The organism is Micrococcus sp. 093350064-1, from assembly GCF_053627955.1.
In genome coordinates, this window is the sequence record NZ_JBSEYU010000014.1 from 1 (window position 1) to 21,082 (window position 21,082).

General features: G+C 65.9%; 19 protein-coding genes and 1 pseudogene. 5 read left to right on the plus strand and 15 right to left on the minus strand.

Going from position 1 to position 21,082, the window contains the following annotated elements; translation table 11 throughout:
• Positions 1-88 precede the first annotated feature (88 nt).
• Entirely contained in the window at positions 89-916 is an 828-nt protein-coding gene (locus ACUW6W_RS11030) for an SDR family NAD(P)-dependent oxidoreductase (RefSeq protein WP_063190181.1), read from the minus strand.
• On the minus strand, positions 913-2,361 hold the full coding sequence (locus ACUW6W_RS11035; RefSeq protein WP_231866355.1) for an MFS transporter: 1,449 nt from the start codon (positions 2,359-2,361) through the stop codon (positions 913-915). Before ACUW6W_RS11035 ends, ACUW6W_RS11030 begins: the two co-directional genes overlap by 4 nt.
• A gap of 179 nt (positions 2,362-2,540) precedes the next feature.
• Between ACUW6W_RS11035 and ACUW6W_RS11040 the strand changes: the two genes are divergently transcribed.
• On the plus strand, positions 2,541-3,161 hold the full coding sequence (locus ACUW6W_RS11040; protein WP_063190183.1) for a TetR/AcrR family transcriptional regulator: 621 nt from the start codon (positions 2,541-2,543) through the stop codon (positions 3,159-3,161).
• 56 nt (positions 3,162-3,217) lie between these two features.
• Here the strand turns inward: ACUW6W_RS11040 and ACUW6W_RS11045 are convergent, their stop codons facing one another.
• Together ACUW6W_RS11045 and ACUW6W_RS11050 are read right to left on the minus strand one after the other, a co-directional pair.
• Positions 3,218-4,357, minus strand: a complete 1,140-nt coding sequence (locus ACUW6W_RS11045; protein WP_063190184.1) for an aminotransferase class I/II-fold pyridoxal phosphate-dependent enzyme — start codon at positions 4,355-4,357, stop codon at positions 3,218-3,220.
• On the minus strand, positions 4,330-4,593 hold the full coding sequence (locus tag ACUW6W_RS11050) for a hypothetical protein (protein WP_087114240.1): 264 nt from the start codon (positions 4,591-4,593) through the stop codon (positions 4,330-4,332). The genes ACUW6W_RS11045 and ACUW6W_RS11050 overlap by 28 nt, the downstream gene beginning before the upstream one ends.
• Before the next feature lie 134 nt (positions 4,594-4,727).
• Here ACUW6W_RS11050 and ACUW6W_RS11055 point away from each other — a divergent pair, with 134 nt between their 5' ends.
• The 3 genes from ACUW6W_RS11055 (at position 4,728) to ACUW6W_RS11065 (ending at position 7,436) form a co-directional block, all read left to right on the plus strand.
• Positions 4,728-6,002 carry an Nramp family divalent metal transporter gene (locus ACUW6W_RS11055; protein WP_080694935.1) on the plus strand — a complete coding sequence of 425 codons (1,275 nt, stop codon included), beginning with the start codon at positions 4,728-4,730 and terminating at the stop codon, positions 6,000-6,002.
• Between the two features lie 25 nt (positions 6,003-6,027).
• Entirely contained in the window at positions 6,028-6,699 is a 672-nt protein-coding gene (locus ACUW6W_RS11060) for a metal-dependent transcriptional regulator (RefSeq protein WP_043282515.1), read from the plus strand.
• Positions 6,700-6,857: 158 nt separating this feature from the next.
• Positions 6,858-7,436, plus strand: coding sequence for a recombinase family protein (locus ACUW6W_RS11065; protein WP_065573243.1), 579 nt, complete (start codon positions 6,858-6,860; stop codon positions 7,434-7,436).
• 51 nt (positions 7,437-7,487) lie between these two features.
• Here ACUW6W_RS11065 and ACUW6W_RS11070 read toward each other — a convergent pair whose 3' ends face one another.
• The 6 genes from ACUW6W_RS11070 to ACUW6W_RS11095 all read right to left on the minus strand — a co-directional run bounded on the left by ACUW6W_RS11070 (position 7,488) and on the right by ACUW6W_RS11095 (position 15,753).
• Positions 7,488-8,255 (minus strand): DUF6602 domain-containing protein, encoded by a 768-nt coding sequence (locus tag ACUW6W_RS11070; protein ID WP_127435240.1) that lies wholly within the window; start codon positions 8,253-8,255, stop codon positions 7,488-7,490.
• A gap of 132 nt (positions 8,256-8,387) precedes the next feature.
• Positions 8,388-9,635 (minus strand): IS256 family transposase, encoded by a 1,248-nt coding sequence (locus ACUW6W_RS11075; protein WP_011117090.1) that lies wholly within the window; start codon positions 9,633-9,635, stop codon positions 8,388-8,390.
• Positions 9,636-9,752: 117 nt separating this feature from the next.
• On the minus strand, positions 9,753-10,154 hold the full coding sequence (locus tag ACUW6W_RS11080) for a Mov34/MPN/PAD-1 family protein (RefSeq protein WP_454180181.1): 402 nt from the start codon (positions 10,152-10,154) through the stop codon (positions 9,753-9,755).
• Positions 10,151-11,497, minus strand: a complete 1,347-nt coding sequence (locus ACUW6W_RS11085; protein WP_161972210.1) for a ThiF family adenylyltransferase — start codon at positions 11,495-11,497, stop codon at positions 10,151-10,153. Before ACUW6W_RS11085 ends, ACUW6W_RS11080 begins: the two co-directional genes overlap by 4 nt.
• A 149-nt stretch (positions 11,498-11,646) precedes the next feature.
• Positions 11,647-12,636 carry a nucleotidyltransferase domain-containing protein gene (locus tag ACUW6W_RS11090; protein ID WP_127435241.1) on the minus strand — a complete coding sequence of 330 codons (990 nt, stop codon included), beginning with the start codon at positions 12,634-12,636 and terminating at the stop codon, positions 11,647-11,649.
• A gap of 297 nt (positions 12,637-12,933) precedes the next feature.
• Positions 12,934-15,753: a DNA methyltransferase gene (locus tag ACUW6W_RS11095; RefSeq protein WP_065572585.1), complete on the minus strand. Its 2,820-nt coding sequence runs from the start codon at positions 15,751-15,753 to the stop codon at positions 12,934-12,936.
• Positions 15,754-16,144: 391 nt separating this feature from the next.
• Between ACUW6W_RS11095 and ACUW6W_RS11100 the strand changes: the two genes are divergently transcribed.
• Positions 16,145-16,582: an HNH endonuclease family protein gene (locus ACUW6W_RS11100; RefSeq protein ID WP_223246364.1), complete on the plus strand. Its 438-nt coding sequence runs from the start codon at positions 16,145-16,147 to the stop codon at positions 16,580-16,582.
• 545 nt (positions 16,583-17,127) lie between these two features.
• On the opposite strand, the gene ACUW6W_RS11105 is transcribed toward ACUW6W_RS11100, so the two are convergent.
• The 5 genes and pseudogenes from ACUW6W_RS11105 to ACUW6W_RS11125 form a co-directional block, all read right to left on the minus strand.
• The gene (locus ACUW6W_RS11105; protein WP_065572597.1) at positions 17,128-17,745 is read right to left on the minus strand and encodes a class I SAM-dependent methyltransferase; all 618 of its coding nucleotides are present in this window, start codon (positions 17,743-17,745) and stop codon (positions 17,128-17,130) included.
• Positions 17,735-18,277 (minus strand): GNAT family N-acetyltransferase, encoded by a 543-nt coding sequence (locus ACUW6W_RS11110; RefSeq protein WP_454180182.1) that lies wholly within the window; start codon positions 18,275-18,277, stop codon positions 17,735-17,737. The genes ACUW6W_RS11105 and ACUW6W_RS11110 overlap by 11 nt, the downstream gene beginning before the upstream one ends.
• Positions 18,274-18,828 carry a GNAT family N-acetyltransferase gene (locus tag ACUW6W_RS11115; protein WP_052006985.1) on the minus strand — a complete coding sequence of 185 codons (555 nt, stop codon included), beginning with the start codon at positions 18,826-18,828 and terminating at the stop codon, positions 18,274-18,276. The genes ACUW6W_RS11110 and ACUW6W_RS11115 overlap by 4 nt, the downstream gene beginning before the upstream one ends.
• 11 nt (positions 18,829-18,839) lie before the next feature.
• Positions 18,840-19,319 carry an AAA family ATPase gene (locus ACUW6W_RS11120; RefSeq protein WP_036381849.1) on the minus strand — a complete coding sequence of 160 codons (480 nt, stop codon included), beginning with the start codon at positions 19,317-19,319 and terminating at the stop codon, positions 18,840-18,842.
• Between the two features lie 500 nt (positions 19,320-19,819).
• Positions 19,820-20,815: pseudogene (locus ACUW6W_RS11125) on the minus strand (IS481 family transposase); the annotation flags it as partial.
• Positions 20,816-21,082 lie beyond the last annotated feature (267 nt).

The following is a 21,082-nucleotide window of genomic DNA, read 5'->3' on the forward strand; positions in this document are numbered from 1 at the left end:
AGAGGTTGACTCGAAGGATCACACGGTGGCCGCGTCCACGTCTGGAACGACGTGCCCGACCACCGGGCGCTACACCACTATGCGGGACTCAACTCGGTGGTGTCTCCGTCGCCACTGGTATCCGCGTGGGTTCGTACATGGCCTGCGCGGTTCGCGTCCGCAGTGCTTTGGGGAGGAGACGCCATCCGGCCAGGAGAAGCCTGTCATGTCGTTCGGGAACGACGATTGCTTTCCGCGTGCGGATCAACCGTCGCATCCCGTGCGTGACCGTGCGCTCGGGAGTCGACCACATCCACGCCGGGAGATCGGGGTCATGGTCACCGGCGGCTCGGTAGATGTTCGTGCGCACGAACCCCGGGCACAGGGCGGTCACTTGCACCCCGGTGTTGCTGAGTTGGTAGTGCAGTGATTCGGCCAGGCCGATCAAGCCCGCCTTGGCCGCGACGTATCCGGAGTCGTCATCGGCAGGGATCAGCCCGGCCAAGGAGGCGACGAGCACGATCCAGCCACGCCCGCGCTGTGTCATCTGGGCGAGAACGGCGTGGGTGATCATGACCTGGGCATGGAAGTTGAGTAGGATCTCCTGCTCGATGACCTCACGTGGCAAGGCGGCGAACGGTCGAGTATGGGCCGCGCCTGCATTGTTGATCACCGCATCGACTCGATGGGTTGTGCAGTATCCCGTGAGCATCGCGATCCCGTCGCTCGTGGTGAGGTCTGCGGCCACGACCTCGACTCGTGCACCGTGGTCAGCCCTGAGCTTCTGCGCGAGGCGGTCCAGCGCCTCACAGTTGCGGGCAGACAGGACGATCGCCCATCCCCGGCTCGCGAAGTACTCGGCGAAGGCGGCACCGAGACCCCCAGTGGCACCCGTGACCAGGACGACAGGGATAGTGTCCGGCTGCTGGGTGCTCATGGCGCGTCCTTCCGGGCGCGCCGGGTGCGCAGCACGAGGACAGCGGTGATCGCGGTGACGGCCAGGATCGCGCTGCCGACGATGAAGGTGTCGGTCATGGCCGTGGTGAAGGCATCGTTGACCCTCGCGATGAACCCTCCCGCGGCCTCGCCGGGCAGTTCCCCGGCAACCATGTGGGCACCCCCGAGTGTCTCCTTCGCGGCATCGACCGCTTCCTCGGGAAGGCCGGCTGCGTAGGATTCGACCCTGTCGCGGTAGATGGACGTGCCGAAGCTGCCGAGGATCGCGATGCCCATAGCGCCACCGAGCTCGTATGCGGTCTCGCTGATCCCTGCGGCGGCAGCGGCACGATTGGGTGGAGCGGTCGCGATGATGACATCGTTGGTGAGCGTGTCGGCCAGGCCGACTCCGCCACCGATCAGGGCTCCACCGGTAAACGCCAGGGCCATCATCTCGTCGACCCCGAGGCCTGCCAGCACCGCGTAACCGGCTGCGGCGATGATTAGGCCGATGCCGATGAGCCAGCCGATCGGGATCTTCCGAGCGAGGATCGGGGCGAGGATCGCGCCGAGGATCGCGCCGAACGCGATAGGCAGAGCCCACAGACCCGCTTGCAGAGGAGTCTTTTCGAGGACGAGCTGGATGTACTGGGGGAAGAAGTACAGCACGGTGACCAACGCGAACACGCCGGCAATGTTGGCCAGTACCGCCACGGAGAAGGGCAGTGAGCGAAAGAGCGTGACGTCGACCAGGGGGTTGGCCAGACGTCGCTGCCGGAACGTGAACCAGGTGCCGCCTACGATGCCGATAGCCAGGAACGCGATGGCGGACCAGCCCCATTCGTACTCGGCGGCGTGCTTGAGTCCGTAGACGAACGCGAGCACGGAGACGATCAGTAGTGCCGCCGAGGCGAGATCGAACCGGCCAGGGCGGGAGTCCTTGGACTCGGGAAGCAGGAATGGACCGGCAATGAGGAGCACGATCATCAGCGGCACGTTGATGAGGAACACTGCCCCCCATTCGAAGTGCTCCAGGATGGCTCCACCCACGACCGGTCCGAGCCCGGCACCTCCGGCGAACGCTGCCGCCCACACCGAGATCGCCCGCCTGCGCTGATCAGGATCAGCGAAGATGTTGCGGATCAACGACAGGGTTGAGGGCATGAGCGTCGCGCCGCCGATGCCGAGCAAGGCCCGAGCGGCGATGAGCATCTCAGGGCTGGTGGAGAACGCGGCGATCGCCGAAGCGGCACCGAACAGCAGTGAGCCAATCAGGAGAAGCCGTCGCCGCCCGATGCGGTCCCCGAGCGAGCCCATCAGGATGAGCAGCCCGGCGAGGAAGATGCCGTAGATGTCGACGATCCACAGCAGCTGACTTGCTGACGGGGCCAAATCCTCGCTGAGTTCCGGGACGGCCACAGCGAGGACCGTGAGGTCGATGCTCATCAGGAGCACCGGGATCGTCAGCAGCCCCAGCGCCACCCAGGACCGGGGCGTCGCACGGGGTGGAGCAGTGTTCGGACCGGTGGACACAGGGTCTCCTCTCATCGGGAACGGTGCCTCCGATCATAGGTTGGTCAACTGCCCAAGGCAAGCGCCCAAGGCATGTGTGATAGTTTTACCCCATGCCCGAGGAGAAACAGCCGAGGCCGCAGATCAGCGCCGATGTGCGCAGGCGCCTGCTCATGGACGCGGCGATGACGGTCATGAAACGCGAGGGGATCGCCGCCGCATCGACGCGCGCGATCTGCCAGGAAGCGGGGATGGCCCATGGCGTGTTCCACTACTGCTTCCGCTCCAAGTACGAGCTTTTCGCAGCCCTCATCGAAGCCGACTTCAACGCCCCCCTGGAGGCGGCATGGGGCAAGCTCGGCCCAACGACCGACCCCGAAGACGGATTCCGCGACCTGTTCGCCGAATACTGGACTAGCCTGGAGAAGGACGCCGGGCATCAGCTCGTGCTCTCAGAGCTGACGAACTACGCCTTGCGCGACGAGGAACTACGAGGTCTGCCGCAGTGGGAGCACGGTGCCTACCGCGACAAGATCGCTCACCATCTCCAGCAGTTCCAGACGCAGCTCGGCGTCGAGTTCACCATCCCCGCCGACGACCTTGCCGAGTTGATCCTTGCCGCGCTTTCGGGGGTGACGACCGCGTGGCTTACTCACGGAGACGGGACGATCGCCCGGCGAAGCCTGGACCAGTTCGCCGCCGTGTTCGCCTCCTACGCCTCGTCCTCGCAGTAGGCGCATATGGAAGCGGCCCCGGAAGGGTGCATCGCCAGGGCCACGTTCTGGGCGCATCAGAACCCAACCGCATCGCGTATGCCCCGCAACGTCGCCGCGAAGCCAGCGATGTGCTCCTCGGTGTGGTCGATATTGGGCATCAACCGGAGACCGGCGCGCCCGCGCTTGACGGCCGGGTATCGGAAGACGGGCACGAGGTATCCCGCGTCGTGAGCACGCTCGCGCACCTGCTCCGCATCGCTCTCAGCACCGATCCGGGTAGTGGTGATGTAGGCCGGCGTCGGGTTGAGCTCGAAGCCTGCCTCTGACAATGCCGCACGGAAGTGATCGACGATGGAGTGGAAGCGATCGAGGATCGAGGAATCGTCGCGGATGAGCGCCATCGCCCGCACGGCGGCTGCCGCCTGCGGTGGAAGCATCGTCGCGGTGAACGACGAGGTTCCGGCCAGCCACTCGAAAACCGCGATGTATTCGGCAGGGCCGGCGATCGCACCGCCTTCCAGTCCGACCGCCTTGGACAGCGACACCATGTGGAAGGTGACATCCTTCAACGCGGCGAACTCCTCGGCGAACCGGAACCGCTCGGGCCCATAGACGAGGAAGCCGTTGGCATCATCTACGAAGGTCAGCGCGTCATACTTGCGCGCCAGGTCGACGATGCCGCGTACAGGCGCGATGCTGCCGTCGTCGGAGTAGATCGACTCAAACATGATCACCGCCCGACGGCCGTTCAAGCCCTGGAGCCTGCGCTCCAAGGAGTCCAGATCATTGTGCTTGAACGCCAGCACTCGCTCACCGAACTTCAGACCCTCCACGGCCTTCCACATGCTCCAGTGACTGTCGTGATCGAGCAGGAACACGATGTCATCGACGTTCCACGACAGATCCCCGCCGATGGTCATCGACCGGCTCATGGCGTGAACGAACCCGACGTTGGCCAGCAGGCCGGAGGCGAACGTGATGACGGCCTCCTTCCCGGTGGCTTCAGCCAGAGCCTCCTCGAGTTCGACGTGCGGCCGCAGCTTCCCCTGGATCATTCGGGACCCGCCGGTCGCGAGCCCGAAGCGCGGAGCCTGCGTCACGAAGGTCTCCAGCACATCGGGGTGATTGTGCATGTTCAAGAAGCTGCAACTGGCGAAGTTCACCAGGTCGCGGGCTTCGCCCGTGATCACCGCCGATGTGGCACTGTCGAGCACGGCGCATCGACCAGCACCACGTCACGGCGGCCGTGGCTGCCCGCAATGACACCGCACGTCGGGCAACCCATCGGGGTCCTGGGCGACTCGACCCGCACCGTGAGCAGCCCGATGTCGTGGTCGAACTCGACGGCGATCACGTGCAGCTCGCCGAGCCCGACGAGCAGGTCGCAACGCGAGCAGTAGTCGGTGTGGTCATGGCAGCGCGCAGCGATGTGCGCCGTAGGCTCAGACAACGTCGAGGCCTTCCGGACAGGGTGCTTGGTCGCTCCCGATCTTGGAGGCCTCGACCCCTCTCACCCGGGCATCACGACACCGGCGCGCCGCTCACCCCCACCGGAACTCGGAAGAGCCCCCATTGGAGCCTCGGATGACCGCCGGTGTGGATCGGCCGGCGGATGGCAAGGTCGCCGTGGAGAGGGTGGATCGCCCCGGTCGTCGGGGAATGCGGCTGCTGGGGCCGGCCTTCGTGGCGGCGGTGGCCTATGTGGACCCCGGCAATGTGGCTGCGAACCTGACGGCGGGGGCCCAGTACGGGTACCTGCTGGTCTGGGTGCTGGTCGCAGCGAACCTGATGGCCATGCTCGTGCAGTACCTCTCGGCGAAGCTCGGGCTCGTCACCGGCCGCTCGCTTCCGGAGCTGCTGGGGCACCGGTTGCCGCGCGGGCGGCGTTTGGCGTACTGGGTGCAGGCGGAGATCGTGGCCGCCGCCACGGATCTGGCCGAGGTGATCGGAGGGGCCATTGCCCTGCACATCCTCTTCGGTATCCCCCTGCTGGCCGGCGGGGTGATCGTCGGGGTGGTCTCGATGATCCTGTTGGGTGTGCAGTCCCGGCGCGGGCAGCAGCCCTTCGAGTTCGTCGTCGTGGGCCTGCTGGCCGTGATCACCCTCGGGTTCGTCTCGGGACTGTTCTACGGGCCCATCTCCTGGGGTGAGGCCGTGGCGGGCATGGTCCCCCGGTTCGAGGGAACCCAGACGGTGCTCCTGGCGGCCGGCATGTTGGGGGCCACGGTGATGCCCCACGCGATCTATGTGCACTCAGCTCTGGCGCGTGACCGCCATCAGGGGGCCCACGCTCATCCGGGCACCCTTGGCAGGCTGCTGCGGGCCACCCGGTGGGATGTGGGGCTGTCGCTTCTGGTGGCAGGGTCGGTGAACATCGCGATGCTGCTGCTGGCGGCGGCCAATCTCTCCGGGGTCTCCGGGACGGACAGCATCGAAGGCGCCCACGCGGCGATCACGACCGCACTGGGGCCGGCGGTGGGCGTGCTCTTCGGCGTCGGCCTGTTGGCCTCCGGGCTGGCCTCCACCGCGGTGGGCTCCTATGCGGGGTCGGAGATCATGGGCGGGCTGCTGCGTTGGCGCATCCCTCAGATGCTGCGGCGGGTGCTCACGCTGATCCCCGCGCTGCTGGTCATCGCCTCCGGGGTGGACCCCACCTGGGCGCTCGTCCTCTCCCAGGTGCTGCTCAGTATCGGCATCCCCTTTGCCATGATCCCCCTGGTCCGACTGACCGGTGCCCGGGCCGTGATGGGCCGACACGCGAACTCCACGCCCCTGCAGACGGTGGCATGGGTGGTCGTGGCTCTGATCGTGGCCCTGAACGCCGTGCTGCTGTGGCTGACGTTGACCGGGCAGGGGTGAAGGAGGTCCCGCTATCGTGCAGGCCATGAGCCTCGACGAGATCACTCCGGTGGCCCAGGACTACCTCAAGGCGATCTGGTCCGCCACGGAGTGGGGAGACGCGCCGCTGAGCACGAAGAGCCTGGCCGCACGCATGGGCACCACCGCGCCCAACGTCACCGAGACGGTCAAGCGCCTGGCAGCCCAGGGCCTGGTCGAGTACCAGCCCTACAAGCCCGTGACCCTCACCGGGAAGGGATGCGAGCACGCGATCGCGATGGTCCGCCGGCACCGGCTGCTGGAAAGCTTCCTCGCCGCGAGCCTAGGCTACTCCTGGGACGAGGTCCACGCGGAAGCCGAACGACTCGAGCACGCCGCCTCCGACGAGCTGATCGAGCGGATCGATCAGATGCTGGGCCACCCCACGCACGATCCCCACGGCGACCCCATCCCCACTCCCGCAGGGCAGCGGGAGCGGCCGGCCCACGCGGTCCGCCTGGATGCAGCCGAGCCGGGGTTCTACCGGGTCCTACGCATCTCCGACGCCGACCCGCAGCGTCTGATCCGCTTCCAGCAGGCCGGAATCGTTCCCGACAGTGTCGTCGAGGTGGCCGAGGCCGGCCACTTCCGACTGCGCGTGGTCGCAGTCGGGCCCGTGGAACTCATCGAGACGGATGCGGCTGCCATCTGGCTGGTGCCGAGCTCGACTCGAGGATGAATCGTCCCCACCTTCATTGCGCAGCGGTGCCGCCCCGTCGAGAAGCAGGCTGTCCAAGGGGGTATACCCCTTTACACACCCCCCGCCCCCACGAGACCATCACGTCAGAGACGGTCCTAAACCGGGTCGTTGGACACAAGTGCCGGAGGGTCTTAGGCGTGGTTGGACAGACAGTGGCCTATGTGCGGGTCAGCTCGGCTGAGCAGAACCTGGACCGCCAGCTCGAGGCGGTGGGGGAGTGCGACCGGATCTTCGAAGACAAGATCTCCGGCAGCTCCCGCGCCAAGCGCGCCGGGTTGGCGGAGCTGATGCGGTACGTGCGGGAGGGGGACCTGGTGAAGGTCCCCTCCATGGACCGGTTGGGCCGCGACACTCGGGACCTGTACGCGATCGTGGATGAGCTCACCGCCAAGGGGTGTGCTGTGCAGTTCGTGTCAGAGCGGATCACCGTGGACAAGTCCGGCACCTCCCCGGTGGACGGGTTGATGTTGGGGATCCTGGCTGCGTTCGCTGAGTTCGAGCGCCGGCGGATCAAGGAGCGCCAGGCCGAGGGCATCGCCCTGGCCAAGGCTCGGGGCAAGTACGTGCAGGCCCCGAAGCTCTCGGACACCGACGTGGAGCAGGCGTGCGTGATGATCGAGATGGGGATCCCGAAGGCTGAGGTGGCGCGCACGTTCGGGGTGAGCCGGCAGACTCTGTACTCCTCATTGCGTAGGTTCGCTTCCGGACGTGGGTAACCGTCCCGCGTGGGCCACTCATTTTGAATCCGCTCTGGCAATATGGCCTATTTATGAGGATTTGAGCAGAGCCTCCTCGTATAAGGAGAGGTCAACGGCAGGCGCTGTGCCGATGGCCTGGAGTCGTCTGAAGAGTCTCAGGCAGAACCAGAGTAGTTGCGTACTCTCAGGTGAGAAGTGGAGACCTGCTTCAAGCATCTCTTTGTTGTAGGGTGGCGTGGTGTTATCGAAGGCAGAATCCAACAGGGCAAGACCCATGTCTAGGCGCGCATCCCCAGTATGATCTTGAATGTGCTTTTTCCCCGTCTCACCCCTCATACCTGTCGTCCACTCCGACTTGAGTGCAAGGATTCCCGAAAGGATGGGTCGCTGCTCAGGACGGGGGCCTTCGTGGGTCCCGTGGATATCAACGATCTTTTCACTAGTCCGCGTCAGTTGGCGCACCGAAGCTGCTTTCCGGGCGGCATAGCGTAGGTTCGAAGCATTTATTTTTTGCTTCACCTCGAACACGGCGTAAATGCTCTCCACTGGCACGATCCGCTCCCCCGCGGGTGACTCGAACCAGATGGGGGCGTATTGGCGGTCGTAAATAGCGATATCGATCTGGTGGCTTTGGCCGCCGGTGATATCCAGGGCGTGTACAGGGCCGACTTCATAACGTCCTGGCAGGTAGGTGCGAAGCATTCTCGTCCAGTTCGCCTCGGAGGCATTACCGATGGAGGTTGGATGGTCGGTGAACTCCAGAGGGATACCGAGTTCTGCGGAGAGGGTACGTTGCCGAGCCTGAAAGGCTAAATTCAGATCAATTGGTGAACTCATGGGGGTTATCCTTTCTGCTGGAGGCAACTTCTAGCACTAGTCGCTGGAGGTTGCCATCTGGATTCGCTTCCCGCGGGTCAAGTCCCTGGAAGTGGTGTAGCCGTCTTCGAGGTTGTAGGGGGCTTGTACCTGTCAGGTCTGCAGGGTCGGCATCACCTCCGTGCTCATCACGGTCTCTTGCTCCGTGGTCAGGGGCTCACGGCACCGGGCGAGCAGTTCCAGGCCGAGATACCGGCGGCCTTCGGCCCACTCATCGGTCTGCTCGGCCAACACAGCCCCGACCAGACGCACCACGGCATCCCGGTTCGGGAAGATCCCCACCGAGTCCGTGCGGCGCCGGATCTCCCGGTTCAGCCGCTCGGCAGGGTTGTTCGACCAGATCTGGGACCACACGTCCCTCGGGAACGAGGTGAACGCGAGGATGTCCTCTCGTGCTGCATCGAGGTGCCCAGCCACCGCGGGCAACCTGTCCTGCACGTAGTCCAACAGGCGCTCGAACTGGGCCTGCACGGCCGGCCCGTCGGGCTGGTCGTACACGCTGTGCAGCATGGCCTTCACCGCCGGCCACATGCTCTTCGGGGTCACGGCCATCAGATTCGCCGCGTAATGGGTGCGGCAGCGTTGCCACACGGCCCCGGGCAGGTTCGCCGCCACGGCTTCCACGAGGCCGCGATGGGAGTCCGAGGTCACCAGTGCCACCCCGGCCAGCCCCCGGGCCACCAGGTCCGCGAAGAACTCGTTCCACGCCGCACCCGTCTCCGTGGTGGCCACCCTCAGCCCGAGGACTTCGCGGCGCCCGTCGGCGTTGACCCCGGTGGCGACCATGGCCACCGCGTTGATCACCCGCCCGCCCTCTCTGACTTTCATGGTCAGGGCGTCGGCGGCGAGGAACACGAACGGGCCGGCCTCGCCCAGCGGCCGGTGACGGAAAGCCTCGATGTGCTCGTCCAACTCCTGTGCCATCCGGCTGACCTGGGACTTCGAGAGCGAGTCGATGCCCAGCTGCCGTACGAGCTTGTCCATGCGCCGGGTCGAGACCCCGGCCAGGTAGCAGTCCGCGACCACGGTGATCAGTGCGGACTCGGCCCGTTTGCGGCGCTCGAGCAGCCATTCGGGGAAGTACGTGCCGGCCCGGAGTTTGGGGATGGCCACATCGATCGTGCCGGCGCGGGTGTCCAGGGGTCGGTGGCGGTAGCCGTTGCGCTGCGCTGTCCGGTGTTCGGAGGGCTTGCCGTACTCGGCCCCGCAGACCGCGTCAGCGTCGGCGGAGAGCAGTGCGTTGATCACGGTCTGCAGCAGGTGGCGCAACAGGTCTGGGGAGGCCTCCCCGAGAGCTTCGCGCAGCAGGCGTTCAGGGTCGACAATGTGTGGAGCGGTCATCGTGGTGATGTCCTTTCGAGAGTGCTGTGGAAGGTTCGCTCGAAGGCTCCCACGGTGACCGCGTCCGTCTCGAAGATGGTCGTGGCCACCGGGGAGGGTTACACCACTATCCGGGACTCAACTTTCCCGCGCGTGGCTGATCCAGTCTGTTGCGGTGCGGGCGACGACAACTAGGAGCACATCATGCGCCCCCGCCTTGGCCAGCTGGCGCAGGGCGAGCGAGTCAGTCTCACTCGGACCGTTCGGTCCGGGATGACTGTGCCACTCACCGATGTACCCCGTAGTGTTTTCGGGGCCTAATGCCCTCGTCTGCCTCAACGTTGCTGCAGCTATGGTCGCGTCCCGGCGATAGCGCACAGAGGTCGCTGTGGGATCAGGGACCTCGACGCATTGCACTATGTGCGGTTCGGTCTCGATGTAGTAGCCGAGAAGCAGGCCGCCCGTCTCACGTGGCAGGGCGCGGCTCGCTGCCTGGGTGAGCTCTGTCCAGGCATCAGCATTGATGGTCGCAACTCTCACGTTGGCAGCTCGAACAATGCGCGTGACTCGCCCGCGGGGGGCACCTCTTCGCCACAGAGCAGCCTGATCGCAAGCCGGGCTCCCATTCCAGCGGTTTCTATTACTGCAGCCGGTGGTGTCGGTGAGATCGGGTCCCCGCAGCCGGTCTCATACTCGCCTTCGATGGCACCTTCCAGAGGGTCCATCGACAGAGGCTCAGCTGCATTGAGAGGCGGACAGATGTCCGCTCGCCCGAACTGGCCCTGGCCCACGATTGCGACATGAAGGAACCGCGCGCCTGAAAGACGGGCCGCGTGTTGGAGCATGTGCCACACGAGCCGGCTGCCCGTGCAGTCGATCACGAGGTCGCGCGAGTCCATCAAGCTCACAGCATCGGCAAGAGTCTTGACGGGTCCCGCGCCGGTCATGCTCGACCCCGGGTCGCGGAGAAGGGCCGAGGCGCACACTGCTGTGGTCTTCGTCTGCCCGACGAACGCGGGTGAAGCTGCGTGGCGAACTAGGTTGCCCGGTAGCAACTTGTCGAAGTCGTGGACGCGCAGGTCTCCTACTCCGCTTCGATCGAGCACCTCCGCCACGTAGGATCCGATGCTGCCGGCGCCGATGACTGAGACTGACTTCTTGCGAAGGGCGGGGGCATGCCAACCGGCGCGGCGTCGTTGCGCTTGTGCTCTCTCTGCGACGGAGATGTAAGTGAGAGGGGCCTTGTCCTCGAGCCAGAACCCTATATAGCCGTCGCCCGCTCCTCGTCGGTAGCGCATGGCGACCAAAAGGGGCCGGCCAGTCTCCAGGAACTTGCCTATAGCTGGTCTGTCGCTTCCACAGGCAGCAACGAGGTCGGATGGTGAGATCACCGGCTTTGCGAGTTCACCGAGGTCGATCGCAACACCGTTCAGGAAGCGGTCGGGTTTGCGGTTCTTCCGCCGAGCCCCCTGTTGGCCAGGTGTCGCAGCTGGAGGAGGAGGCGTCTTCGCCCGCTTGACGCGCATCACTCCGTGAGCGTCTGGCAGCGATGATATGAACCATCCGGGTGAGAGACCGTCCCAGCGGTCAATCAGTAGTGAAGGGTGCACGGTGGAGCCGTTGACTTTGAGGAAGCGAGGCTGGTGGTAGGCCTCCAGATCGAGTTGGGGGGAGTCCTTGATCCACCCGGCGGCGTCGTTGGCGATCCAACTCTCGATGCGTTCGATGAGAATCGTTGGGTCGAGCCAAGGAATGCCTGCCTGGCCCTCCTCGGTCCAGAGGCAGAGGATCCCTTCCGGTCCGCTATGCCATCCGAGGTCTGTGGCCCTGTCGGGCAGGGACACGTTCGGCGGAGAGAAGGGATAGCTCGGCTGCAGCGTCACCCGCACCAGCTCACGTCGGGGCCCCAGCCGACCGGTCCATTCCCACTCAGTAGGGAGGTCGCCTGAGTGCTGGGTGCGGAAACCTCGCCGGTTCAGTCCCTCGTCGAGGCGGCGGACGGCCGTATCCAGGAAATCACGTGTGGCATCGTTCATCCGAACGTGGGAGAGTCACCGCTGGGCAGGCTAGCGTAGCCGGGGCGCACACTCGCGGCTTGCTCCGTCCCAGCCGACCGCGGAAGCAATGGGAAGACTGCTTCGCCCTCGGTGGTCAGTCCTAACAGTTCATGGAAGGCCTGCGCTGCGGCGTGGTCGTCTATCTCGTCCAGGGCGACGCGAGCACTCGTAGCAGCATGCTCCCACGCAGCTACAACAGCTTCCAGCTCTTCTGTCGTGGCCCGTACATGCAATTTCTGCCCAGGGACAGCAGGGTTTAGAAGTGGCGCGCTGCCGTCGGCATGGGCACGTAACAGCGGCACCATCGCCTCCAGTGCCACGGTGTAGTACTCCGCAATGGAGGACGGTAAGTCGGGGGCTCCTTCCGTTGGGATGTTCTGGAAGGCGTGGAAAGCGGCAACCTCAACAAAGAATCCACCCGGTTTCGCAGTCCCCATCAAAGCGCGACGCGTCTGGCGGAGCAGCTTCACCGTAGGAACGTACTTCTTATCGTGTGTAGCGTTGCATCCGCTGGTGAGTTCATTGAAGCGAAGGGGATGGGTCGTCTCCCAACCCTCCCCCTTATTAGGGATTTCCCATAGGTCCCCGACAGGTCGTGCTGGCACGACGTCGACGTGAAGGTCATAGACCGGGAAGTCCACCTTCACCGACCGGTCGTTGCGCGATACTCGATCGCCGTATTCTTCGGAGAGGGCGGAGAGGAACCGATCAAGCAAGTCTTGAGGGTCAACATCTACAGGCAAGTCCGGCAACTGACAGAAGACGTCCGCATCCTTGACGCGTCGGATCGAAACCTGCCTCCGGTAGGAGCCGATGAGGAGCGTCTCCAGTCCCCAATCCTTGAAATCTTCCCTGGAATTGAGCACGCGTCGTACCTCTTCGTGTGCTTCAGCAGCATGTTCGGCATCCTCCGCTGGCTCGATTGCTGCCAAGGCATCTCGAAATTGTTTGCTCAAGACTGCCATGAGGCCCCCTCCCGCTGACCTTCAATCAGCACTAGTAAGTGGGCTTCAGGATAGCGCGCACATGGACCCGGTGGATGGCCGCAGGTGCTCGGGACTACTCGGTAGCTGGTCCCCAAAGGGCCGGTGCGACTTCGAGGGCATCTTGGCCGTGGGCGGGCCATATTGCCCTGGAAGCGAGCGTAGTGGTCATGGATGCCGCTTCGACTGTGCGGCCGAAGTCGCGGTTTGTCGACTGAGAAGGTCCGACCTTTGCCACCGGGGCTGGTCCTTCCACCCCATTCGTCGTACCGGACGGGGTTACGAAGCCCTCTCTGCGTAACGGGCGAAGAGCAACTCCTGACGCTCGAGCTCTGTGCGGCATCGCCGCGGGGCGCCCATGATCCGGTCCATCACGGTGTCCAACCCGTCGTGGGCTCTCACCAGGACCGGGTCCATGCCCAGGGGCGCGTAGTGCTGGGCCAGGGAGCGTCCGGGATGGAGGGCCCGGGCTTCGAGGACTTTCTGGCCGGCCTTGGCTAGAGAGGCTCGGTCCTTGTCGATCAAAGCAGGAAGGGGGAAGCCGTTCCAGGTGATCGTGCTGGAGAACGAAATGCGGGACTCCAGCCGTCCTCCGACGGTCTTCATCCAGGTGATGAACATCGAGGAGGAGGCCACGGCGAAGACGATGCCGTCGGGGTCCACGGCACCGTAGACCTTGTTGGAGATGATGACGTCGGGCTCGAAGTGGGCCACGGGCAGGTAGGCGCGCCCCTCACTGCTGACTTCTGGGATCCCGACGAAGGGCACATCGGAAACGAGGCCGCGCTGGCGGAACAGGTGGGGGAAGCGTGCCCAGTCCCGGGTGGAAGCGGCCTTGGACTTGGCACGTTCGACGGCGACACCCTCGAGGCGACGTTTGAGCTCGGGGGAGCGGGAGGGCGCATCCGGGTCCATGTCGGCCAGCCAGAGGCACCAGCGCTGCTGGCCGCGGATCAACTCGACCGCACCGACGTAAGGGCGCACGTAGGGGGCCATCACGGGGTCGGCCATCACGGCCTGGTACTGCTCTGCGGTGACGATGAGGTTGCCGTCATCCGTGGGCTTGGAGCCATAGACGACCTCCGGCATGTCGGGGGCGAGCGGGATGCTGCGCTTCTCCACCAACACGTTGGGCCCATCCACCAGGTAGGCGTTGATCGTCTTCACCCCGGGCACCTCGCGGGCCTCACCGCGCGCATGCTCGTATTTGAACAGGCGCGCCCTGGCGTCGGGGTCGCGGGTGAAGCCGACGATCACGCAGTGCACCGCGGCCTTGCCGGGGGCCTGGGAGTCCCACGCGAAGGTGCGGTGGGCGAACTTGATCCGCCAGCCAGCCTGGAAGATTGGGGCGAACAAGCGGGCCGGCTGGTCCCCCTGAACGATGGAGTTCGTGGTCACGAACGCCCACTCCCCATCCCGCTCATCCAGCAGGCGCAGGGTGAGTGCGTGCCAGGAGGTCACGAAGTCCAGGCGGGAAAGCTGCTTGTCACCACCCCAGGCGGCCTGCATCAGGGCCAGCTGGGCAGCCGTGCGGGTGTGGTCGCCCAGGAACGGGGGGTTGCCGAACACGAACGTGCGCCCGGCCGGGGTCGGCAGGGCCTCGGCCCAGTCGAGGGTGAGCGCGTCGTGCTGGTAGATGGTCGCGGTGATCTTGATCGGCAGGCGGTCCGGGGCCTGGCCGAGGGCCGCGGCGAGCTGCCGGTTGGCTTGGTGGTCCACGAGGAACATGGCGGTCTCGGCGATCTTGGCCGGCCACCAGTTGATCTCGATCCCGTAGAACCGGTCGATGTGGATCCGCTGGTCCAAGCTCACGTCCAGGGACAGGTCCTGGGACCCAGTACGACGGCGCTGGTCAGCCAGCAGGTCCGTCTCGATCTCGCGCAGCTTGGCGTAGGCCAGGTTCAAGAAGTTGCCGGCCCCGCAGGCCGGGTCGACATAGATGTTGGCGGCCATCTCCTCGATCAGGCCGATCACCTCACGCCGGGAGGTGGTCTTGTTCTGGATGAGCCGGTCCGCTCGGGCGCGGTACTCGTCCAGGAAGAGCGGGCCGATGGTCTTGAGGATGTTCTCCTCGGAGGTGTAGTGCTCCCCGTCCCCGCGGCGGGCCTGCTTGGACTTGACCAGTTGGAACATGGAGCCGAATACGGCCGGGGAGATCTGGGTCCACCGGAACCGGCAGGCGGCCACGAGCGCGTCCCGGAAGTTGTTGGTGAGGAACCCGGCGGTGGAGGTGCCGTCGAAGATGCCGCCGTTGACGTAGGGGAAGCGGGCCAGGGAGTCCGGCACACCGCGGCGCCGGTTCTCGGGGGTGTTGAGCACGCGGAAGAGGGCGTCGAGCTGGGGGCCGAGGTTGTCGGCGGTGGTGTCCCACTCCACCCAACGCTGGAACAGGTCGGCCTCCCACAGGCCGGCGTCGTCGCCGTAGAGCAGGAACAGCAGCCGGGTGAGCAGGATCGAGGCCTGCTGGGTGGCGAACTCCTCCTCCTCGGCGTCCTCGGGGGCCTCCTCGCCCACGGGCACGTCCACCTCGTCTCCGACGAGGGCGGTGAACATAGAGGCCATCAGCTGCGCGGCCGCGATGGAGGCCTCTTGCTCCTCGGCCTTGGTCACGGTGTCCCGGCCGGCCAGGAACATCAGCTGGTCCACGTGATCGGCGGCCTCTTGCACGGTGAACTCGGCCACCCAGCCGGCCTCGCCCAGACGTTCGACGCGGATGCGGGCGAAGTCGGTGACGAGCACGTACTTGGGCCACTCGTGCTGACCGATGGATCCGCCGGCCAGGTAGTCCAGGGCCTGGGCGTGGGCGACGTCGAGGTCGGCACCCAGGGACTTGGCCTCGCCCAGGGCGACGCCGGACCAGAAGAAGTCGATGTAGCCGGCCCCGCCGGTGGAGGCGCGCGCGGCCCCGCGCTCGAACAGGTCGATGCGCTCGGGGATCACCCCGAAGGTTCGCAGCAGGTCGGACCAGAACTGCTGGGCGAAGGACTTCTCCGTGTGGGTCTGTCCATCGGCGCGCCAGCGGTCGATGCGCTGACCCCAGGCATGTCCGAAGTCGTCCAGGGCTGTGCGGATGACGCCGCGATCTGCAAGTTGCTCCACAGGCACAACGTACAGCGACCTGAGCAAGCCCCCTCATCTGAGATAACCGGTTCGGGAGCCACGCCGCCGGCGTAGAGGGGGCAGGGGGGTGGTGTAGCTCTGCCTAGGATCGGTGGCGATGCACCCTCGCATCGCGTCATCCACTCGAGCAAGGAACTCGCCCATGTCACGACGCTCTCTGGCTTCTCTGGCCACTGCTGCTGCTTTAGTCGCCACCGCTGTCCTCGGGGGTGCGGGATCGGCGGCAGCCGGCACCACGTACTCGGCCCCGTTGCGCACGGCTGTGGCGTCGTTGCCGGTCGCGGCGGAGAACAATGCCGGCTATGACCGGGCCGCCCAGTTCGGGGACTGGAAGGATGCGAACAGGGACTGCCAGAACACTCGGGCAGAGGTGTTGATCGCAGAGTCCAAGACCACCCCGAAGTTCACGACGGCCCGTAAGTGCACGGTGGCCACGGGCAAGTGGGTGAGCAGCTGGGATCTGCGCACGCACACGTCTGCATCGACGGTGCAGATCGATCACATGGTGCCCGTGCATGAGGCGTGGGGCTCGGGAGCCCGGTACTGGACCAAGGCCAAGCGGGTGGCGTTCTACAACGACTTGGGGGATGCCCGGTCGCTGAACGCGCAGACCTCGGCGTTGAACTCGGCCAAGCAGGCCCGCGGTCCGGAGCAGTGGCTGCCGCCGAAGAACCAGTGCAAGTACATCGCTGACTGGACCGCGGTGAAGATCCGCTGGGGGTTGAAGGCTGACGCCACGGAGAAGGCGTTCTTGGTGAAGAAGGCCGCCTCCTGCGCAAACACCACCCTGAAGGTGACCCGGTACTGAGGCTGCACGGCCGCAATGGTGCCCATTCCCTAGACGTTGACGGCTGCGCGTGTGGGCATTGGTCTGTACGGGGGCTGGCTCGAGGACTTGTGTTCGTACGCATGTCTGTCAGCGCCGCCCCTCTCCTGGAGCTTGCCGAGAGTCGAGGCGTCTGCTTCCTGCTGCGAGCCCGTCGGCTACCCCCGCCACCCTGTCCAGAGGTCTCGAGGCACCCGCCGTATGGGGCTTCTGCCGTCTTGAGCAGGCGTGGTCCTGGAGCTCCGGTCGTCCGGAGAGCGCGAACCTGCTACGGGGGTCTTACCTCGCGGCAGGGGACCGCTTCACCGTGCGGGTCGGGGTGTCGTTGTCGGCATTGGGAAGGTGGCGGTGCAGGACGCGTGGAGTCGGGGCGGCCCGCGGCAGGAGGCCCGGAACGCCGGCCACAAACGACCGTTTGCGGCGCTCGAGGGGGAGTGGTGGCTGACTGTCAAGACGCGGCGAAGATCGCACGCGACTCGTGAAGGGCAGTTCCTTGGAGGGCTCTGGGGCGGAGAGTGTCAGACGACTCAGCTCCGGTTGGACTCGATCCATCCGTGGCGGCGTACGCCGGCGTCCTGCCGTGTGCCACAGTCGAGCACGGTGAATCCCGCCGTGATCAACAGGCGGGAGAGCCCATCGACCGGCCAGTGCCACGCCGTGGTGACGGCGTGGTCGAAGGCCTCCACCTGGTTTGACGCGAAGAAGCCCAGCAGCAGTGACCCGCCAGGGCGCAGCGCCTGGTGCGCGCGCTCCAGGAGGGCAGGCATCTCCACCGGCGGCGTGTGGATGATTGAGTACCAGCCCAGGATCCCGTTGAAGGCGGCTACGGGCAGGGTCTGGAACGAGCCCGGCTCCACGCGTACCTCCGGGTGGGTGCGGTGTGCGTGGGTCACGAACTCTTCGACCGGCTCGATGCCCGTCACCTCATGGCCCCGCGAGGCCAGGTGCGCGGTCCAGTGGGCCGGCCCGCAGCCGACGTCGGCCAGAACCCCATCCACCCGGTCGGCCCAGGCTTCGACCAGGAGCCTGTCGTCCTCGGCCACGGCGTCCATGGTCCCCAGCAGCTCCGTGTACTCGGCCGCGCGGGCGCCATAGGCGGCCGAGCTGGTGGAAAGTCCTTCCCGGGCGGCGTCGTCAGGGGTCACCGCTGCCCCCCCCCGCCGGCGCGAGGACCTGCCAGAGCTCGTGGTCCTGCCAGCGACCGGCGATCTTCAGGTACTGCGGGGCCAGGCCGTAACGCTCGAACCCGTGGCGCTGCAGCACCCGACGCGACGCATGGTTGTGGTGCAGGATCTCAGCCTGCACCCGGTGCAGTCCGAGCTCGCCGAAGGCGACCTCCAGGGCCTGCCCGACGGCGGCGGTCGCCACGCCGCGGCCCGTCGCCTCGCGGGCGACCCAGTAGCCGATCGAGCAGAACTGGCCGGCCCCGCGGACCACGCTGGCCAGGGTGAGACGACCGAAGATCGAGCCCACCTCGTCGGTGATGAGGTACGCGTAGGAGCGGTCCGCGGCGCGGTCACGGTCTGCCTGCTCGAGGGTCTCGCGTTGGCCGGCCTCGGTGAACCATCGGGCGGGGCGCTCCGGCTCCCACGGGGCCAGATGCTCGCGCTGCGACACGGCCAGCGCCGCGAGAGTCGGGGCGTCTGCGGGAACGGCGGGACGCAGATGGATGGTCATGGTCGGAGTGTAAGGACCCGCCGCGGTTGGGCAGAGACGCCCGTGGGCCGCGTCAGGAGGATTCCGACGCCGCCGTCGAACTCGATGCCGGCGAAGCGCGGACCGGTCTCCAGGGTCGTGAAGCCGAGCGAGTGGTGCAACGCGAGCGATGGTGCATTGCGGGCATTCACAACGCTGTGGAGGGTGTCTCCGTGGAGCGCTCCGACGGCCTCGATCACAGCCTGCAGCAGACGGTGACCGATGCCTCGGTGGCGAAAGGCGGGATCCACGGTGAGCCCGGCAGTGAGCCACTGCGCTGGGCCTCCAGGATGCAGAGGGGTCCGGGTGGCACCAGACCAGCCCACGACCTCGGTCCCCTCGGGCAGGGCGGCCTCGGCCACGACCAGGACGGGGGCCCGGTCGAGCAACCAGTGAGCGGCCGGAGCGTGGTCCGACGGTGTGCCGCCACGGGCCGCCATGACGACCGCCAGGGCCGGGCCGTCGTCAGGACGTGCCGGACGGATCGCCACGTTCGGTTGCGGGGCGATGTGATTCTGCGGCTGCGTGGTCATGCCGAGGGAATCTACGCGTGGAGCAGGATGCGCTCCACGACCTCCTCCGGGGTCTCTGCAGCCGTGATGCGGTGCTCGGCCACGAAGTCGAGGGGCTGCCAGCCGTGGTGCCAGCTGGCCATCTCCTCGGCGCTGAAGTCGCCGGCCTTGGGGCGTGTTGCGTGGCGGCGGACGGTCTCCGCGAAGGTGAGGTCGAAGGCGTAGAAGCGGGCGTCGTCGCTGGCGGCGGCGATCCGTTGGAGCATTGGCCCGTAGCGGCCGGCGTGGAAGATTCCGTCCAGGATCACGTGATGGCCCCGGGCCAGGCAGTGGCGCGCGGCCGCCTCGAGCAGGTCCGCATGGGCGAGGCTCTCCTGCTCCCGCTCGGCGTACACATCCCGTCGGAAGTGGTCCTGGCTGAGCACGGCGACCGGACCGTCCAACTGGGATTGGAGCAGACGGGCGACGGTGGTCTTGCCGGAGGCCGCGTTGCCGCGGAGCACGACGAGCATTCAGTGAATCTCCAGTTCTATGTGCGGTTCCGGGAGTTCGTCAATGACACCCGGGTCTACAGAGCGTCAAGCGTTCAGGCGCTTCCTGGCGTATGAAACATATTTGCGCGTTTCTGAAATCTTCACTGCATCTCGACAGGCGCTTCCTGGCGTATGAAACATATTTGCGCGTTTCTGAAATCTTCACTGCATCTCGACATGGGCGATGGCGCAGGGCACAAGGGAAGGCGAGTGTCGAAATGCAGCGAAGATTTCACACGACACGCGGTGGGCATCTCTCGGAGACAACGGATCAGGCACGACCTGAAACGTAGGTCCTGGCTCCGTCTGGGGCTGCCACCGCTCGGCACGACGGTGATGACGGCCACGCTCAATGGTGGCGGCGATCGTGAACTCGCCGCCACCGCTGAGGGGCTGCTGCCCCAAGGTCAGTCGATGGGCTGACGCGGATGAGGTTGCCATCGGGGTCGGCGACGACAAAGGTCCGGCCGAAGACGTCTGTACGAGGCCAGGACATTGTTGACACGTGCCGGCGTCGCGGAAGCTGGCGGTTGTCCGTCGTGTGCGCCGTGGGGTCGGTGGTAGTTGTAGTGCTGGTTCCAGACATCGAGTGCTGCGGCGCGTTCGTGTTCTGAGTGCCAGGTGCGTACGTAGAGGAACTCCTCGGCGAGGATGCGGTTGTAGCGTTCGATCTTTCCGTTGTGTCGCGGCGTGTAGGGCGTGATGCGCTGGTGTCGGCTCTCGCCCATGGCAGCAGCGAATGCGCTGGCCCGGTAGCAGGCGCCGTTGTCGGTCACGATGCGCTCAATGTGGGTGATGCCGTGCGCGGCGAACCATGCTCTCGCGCGATCGAGGAACGCAACTGCGGTCACTGCTTTCTCATCGGACAGTGCTTCCGTGTAGGCGAGTCGGGAGTATCCGTCGATCGCAGAGTGGAGAAACACGTATCCAGTCTTGGCGCCTCTCTTTTTCGTCCGCGCGACCTTCTTTGCTTCGATGCTGCCCTTGCCGTGCACGCGCCAGCCGCCGCCGTCCGGGATGCGTCCTGTCTTCTTCACGTCGATGTGCATCATGTGTCCGGGGCGCTCAGCGACGATCTTCTGCGGTTCTCGGTTCGTTGCACCGGTCGGGTCGATGATCTTCCGGCGATTCAGCCCGAGGTGTGCGAGTAGGCGCGTGACCGTGCGGCGGCTGACCGAAATGCCACGCTGATCCAGCTCGAACGCGATACGTGAGGCTGACCACTTGTGATGGCGTCGCATGGCTTCGATCATCACCACGACTTCGTTCCGCGTTGCCGTTGGCTGACGGATTGGGGTAGACGCACGATCATGCAAGCCGACCTCACCGAATCGGCGGTATCGTCCGACCCATTTGGATGCGGTGGCTCGGGAGATGCCCATCTCGGCGGCGACATGCGCGAGGGGTCGAGTCCGACAGCGTTCGATAAGTCGGCGACGACCCTCGACCGTCAATGGCGAGTTCGCATGCGTCATTTGACCACTTCGCTCTCGGCGGGTGCGACCAGTCGAAGAACGGGAATGGCGAGCAGCAATGCGGCTGCGGTTACGATGACGGCCACCCACACCGGCCCGAGCGCGCCGGGCATTACACCGAGTGCGGCAGCGGCGAGGACTGGACCTGCTGCTGCACCGACGTTGAGTGCCGGGGCGTGTCAACTTGTCTGTGTAAGCGGGGTGGTCACAGGTAGGGGTTGATCCGGTCGGGGTAGGCCGCGGCGAGCTGGGCGAGGGCCTGCTTCC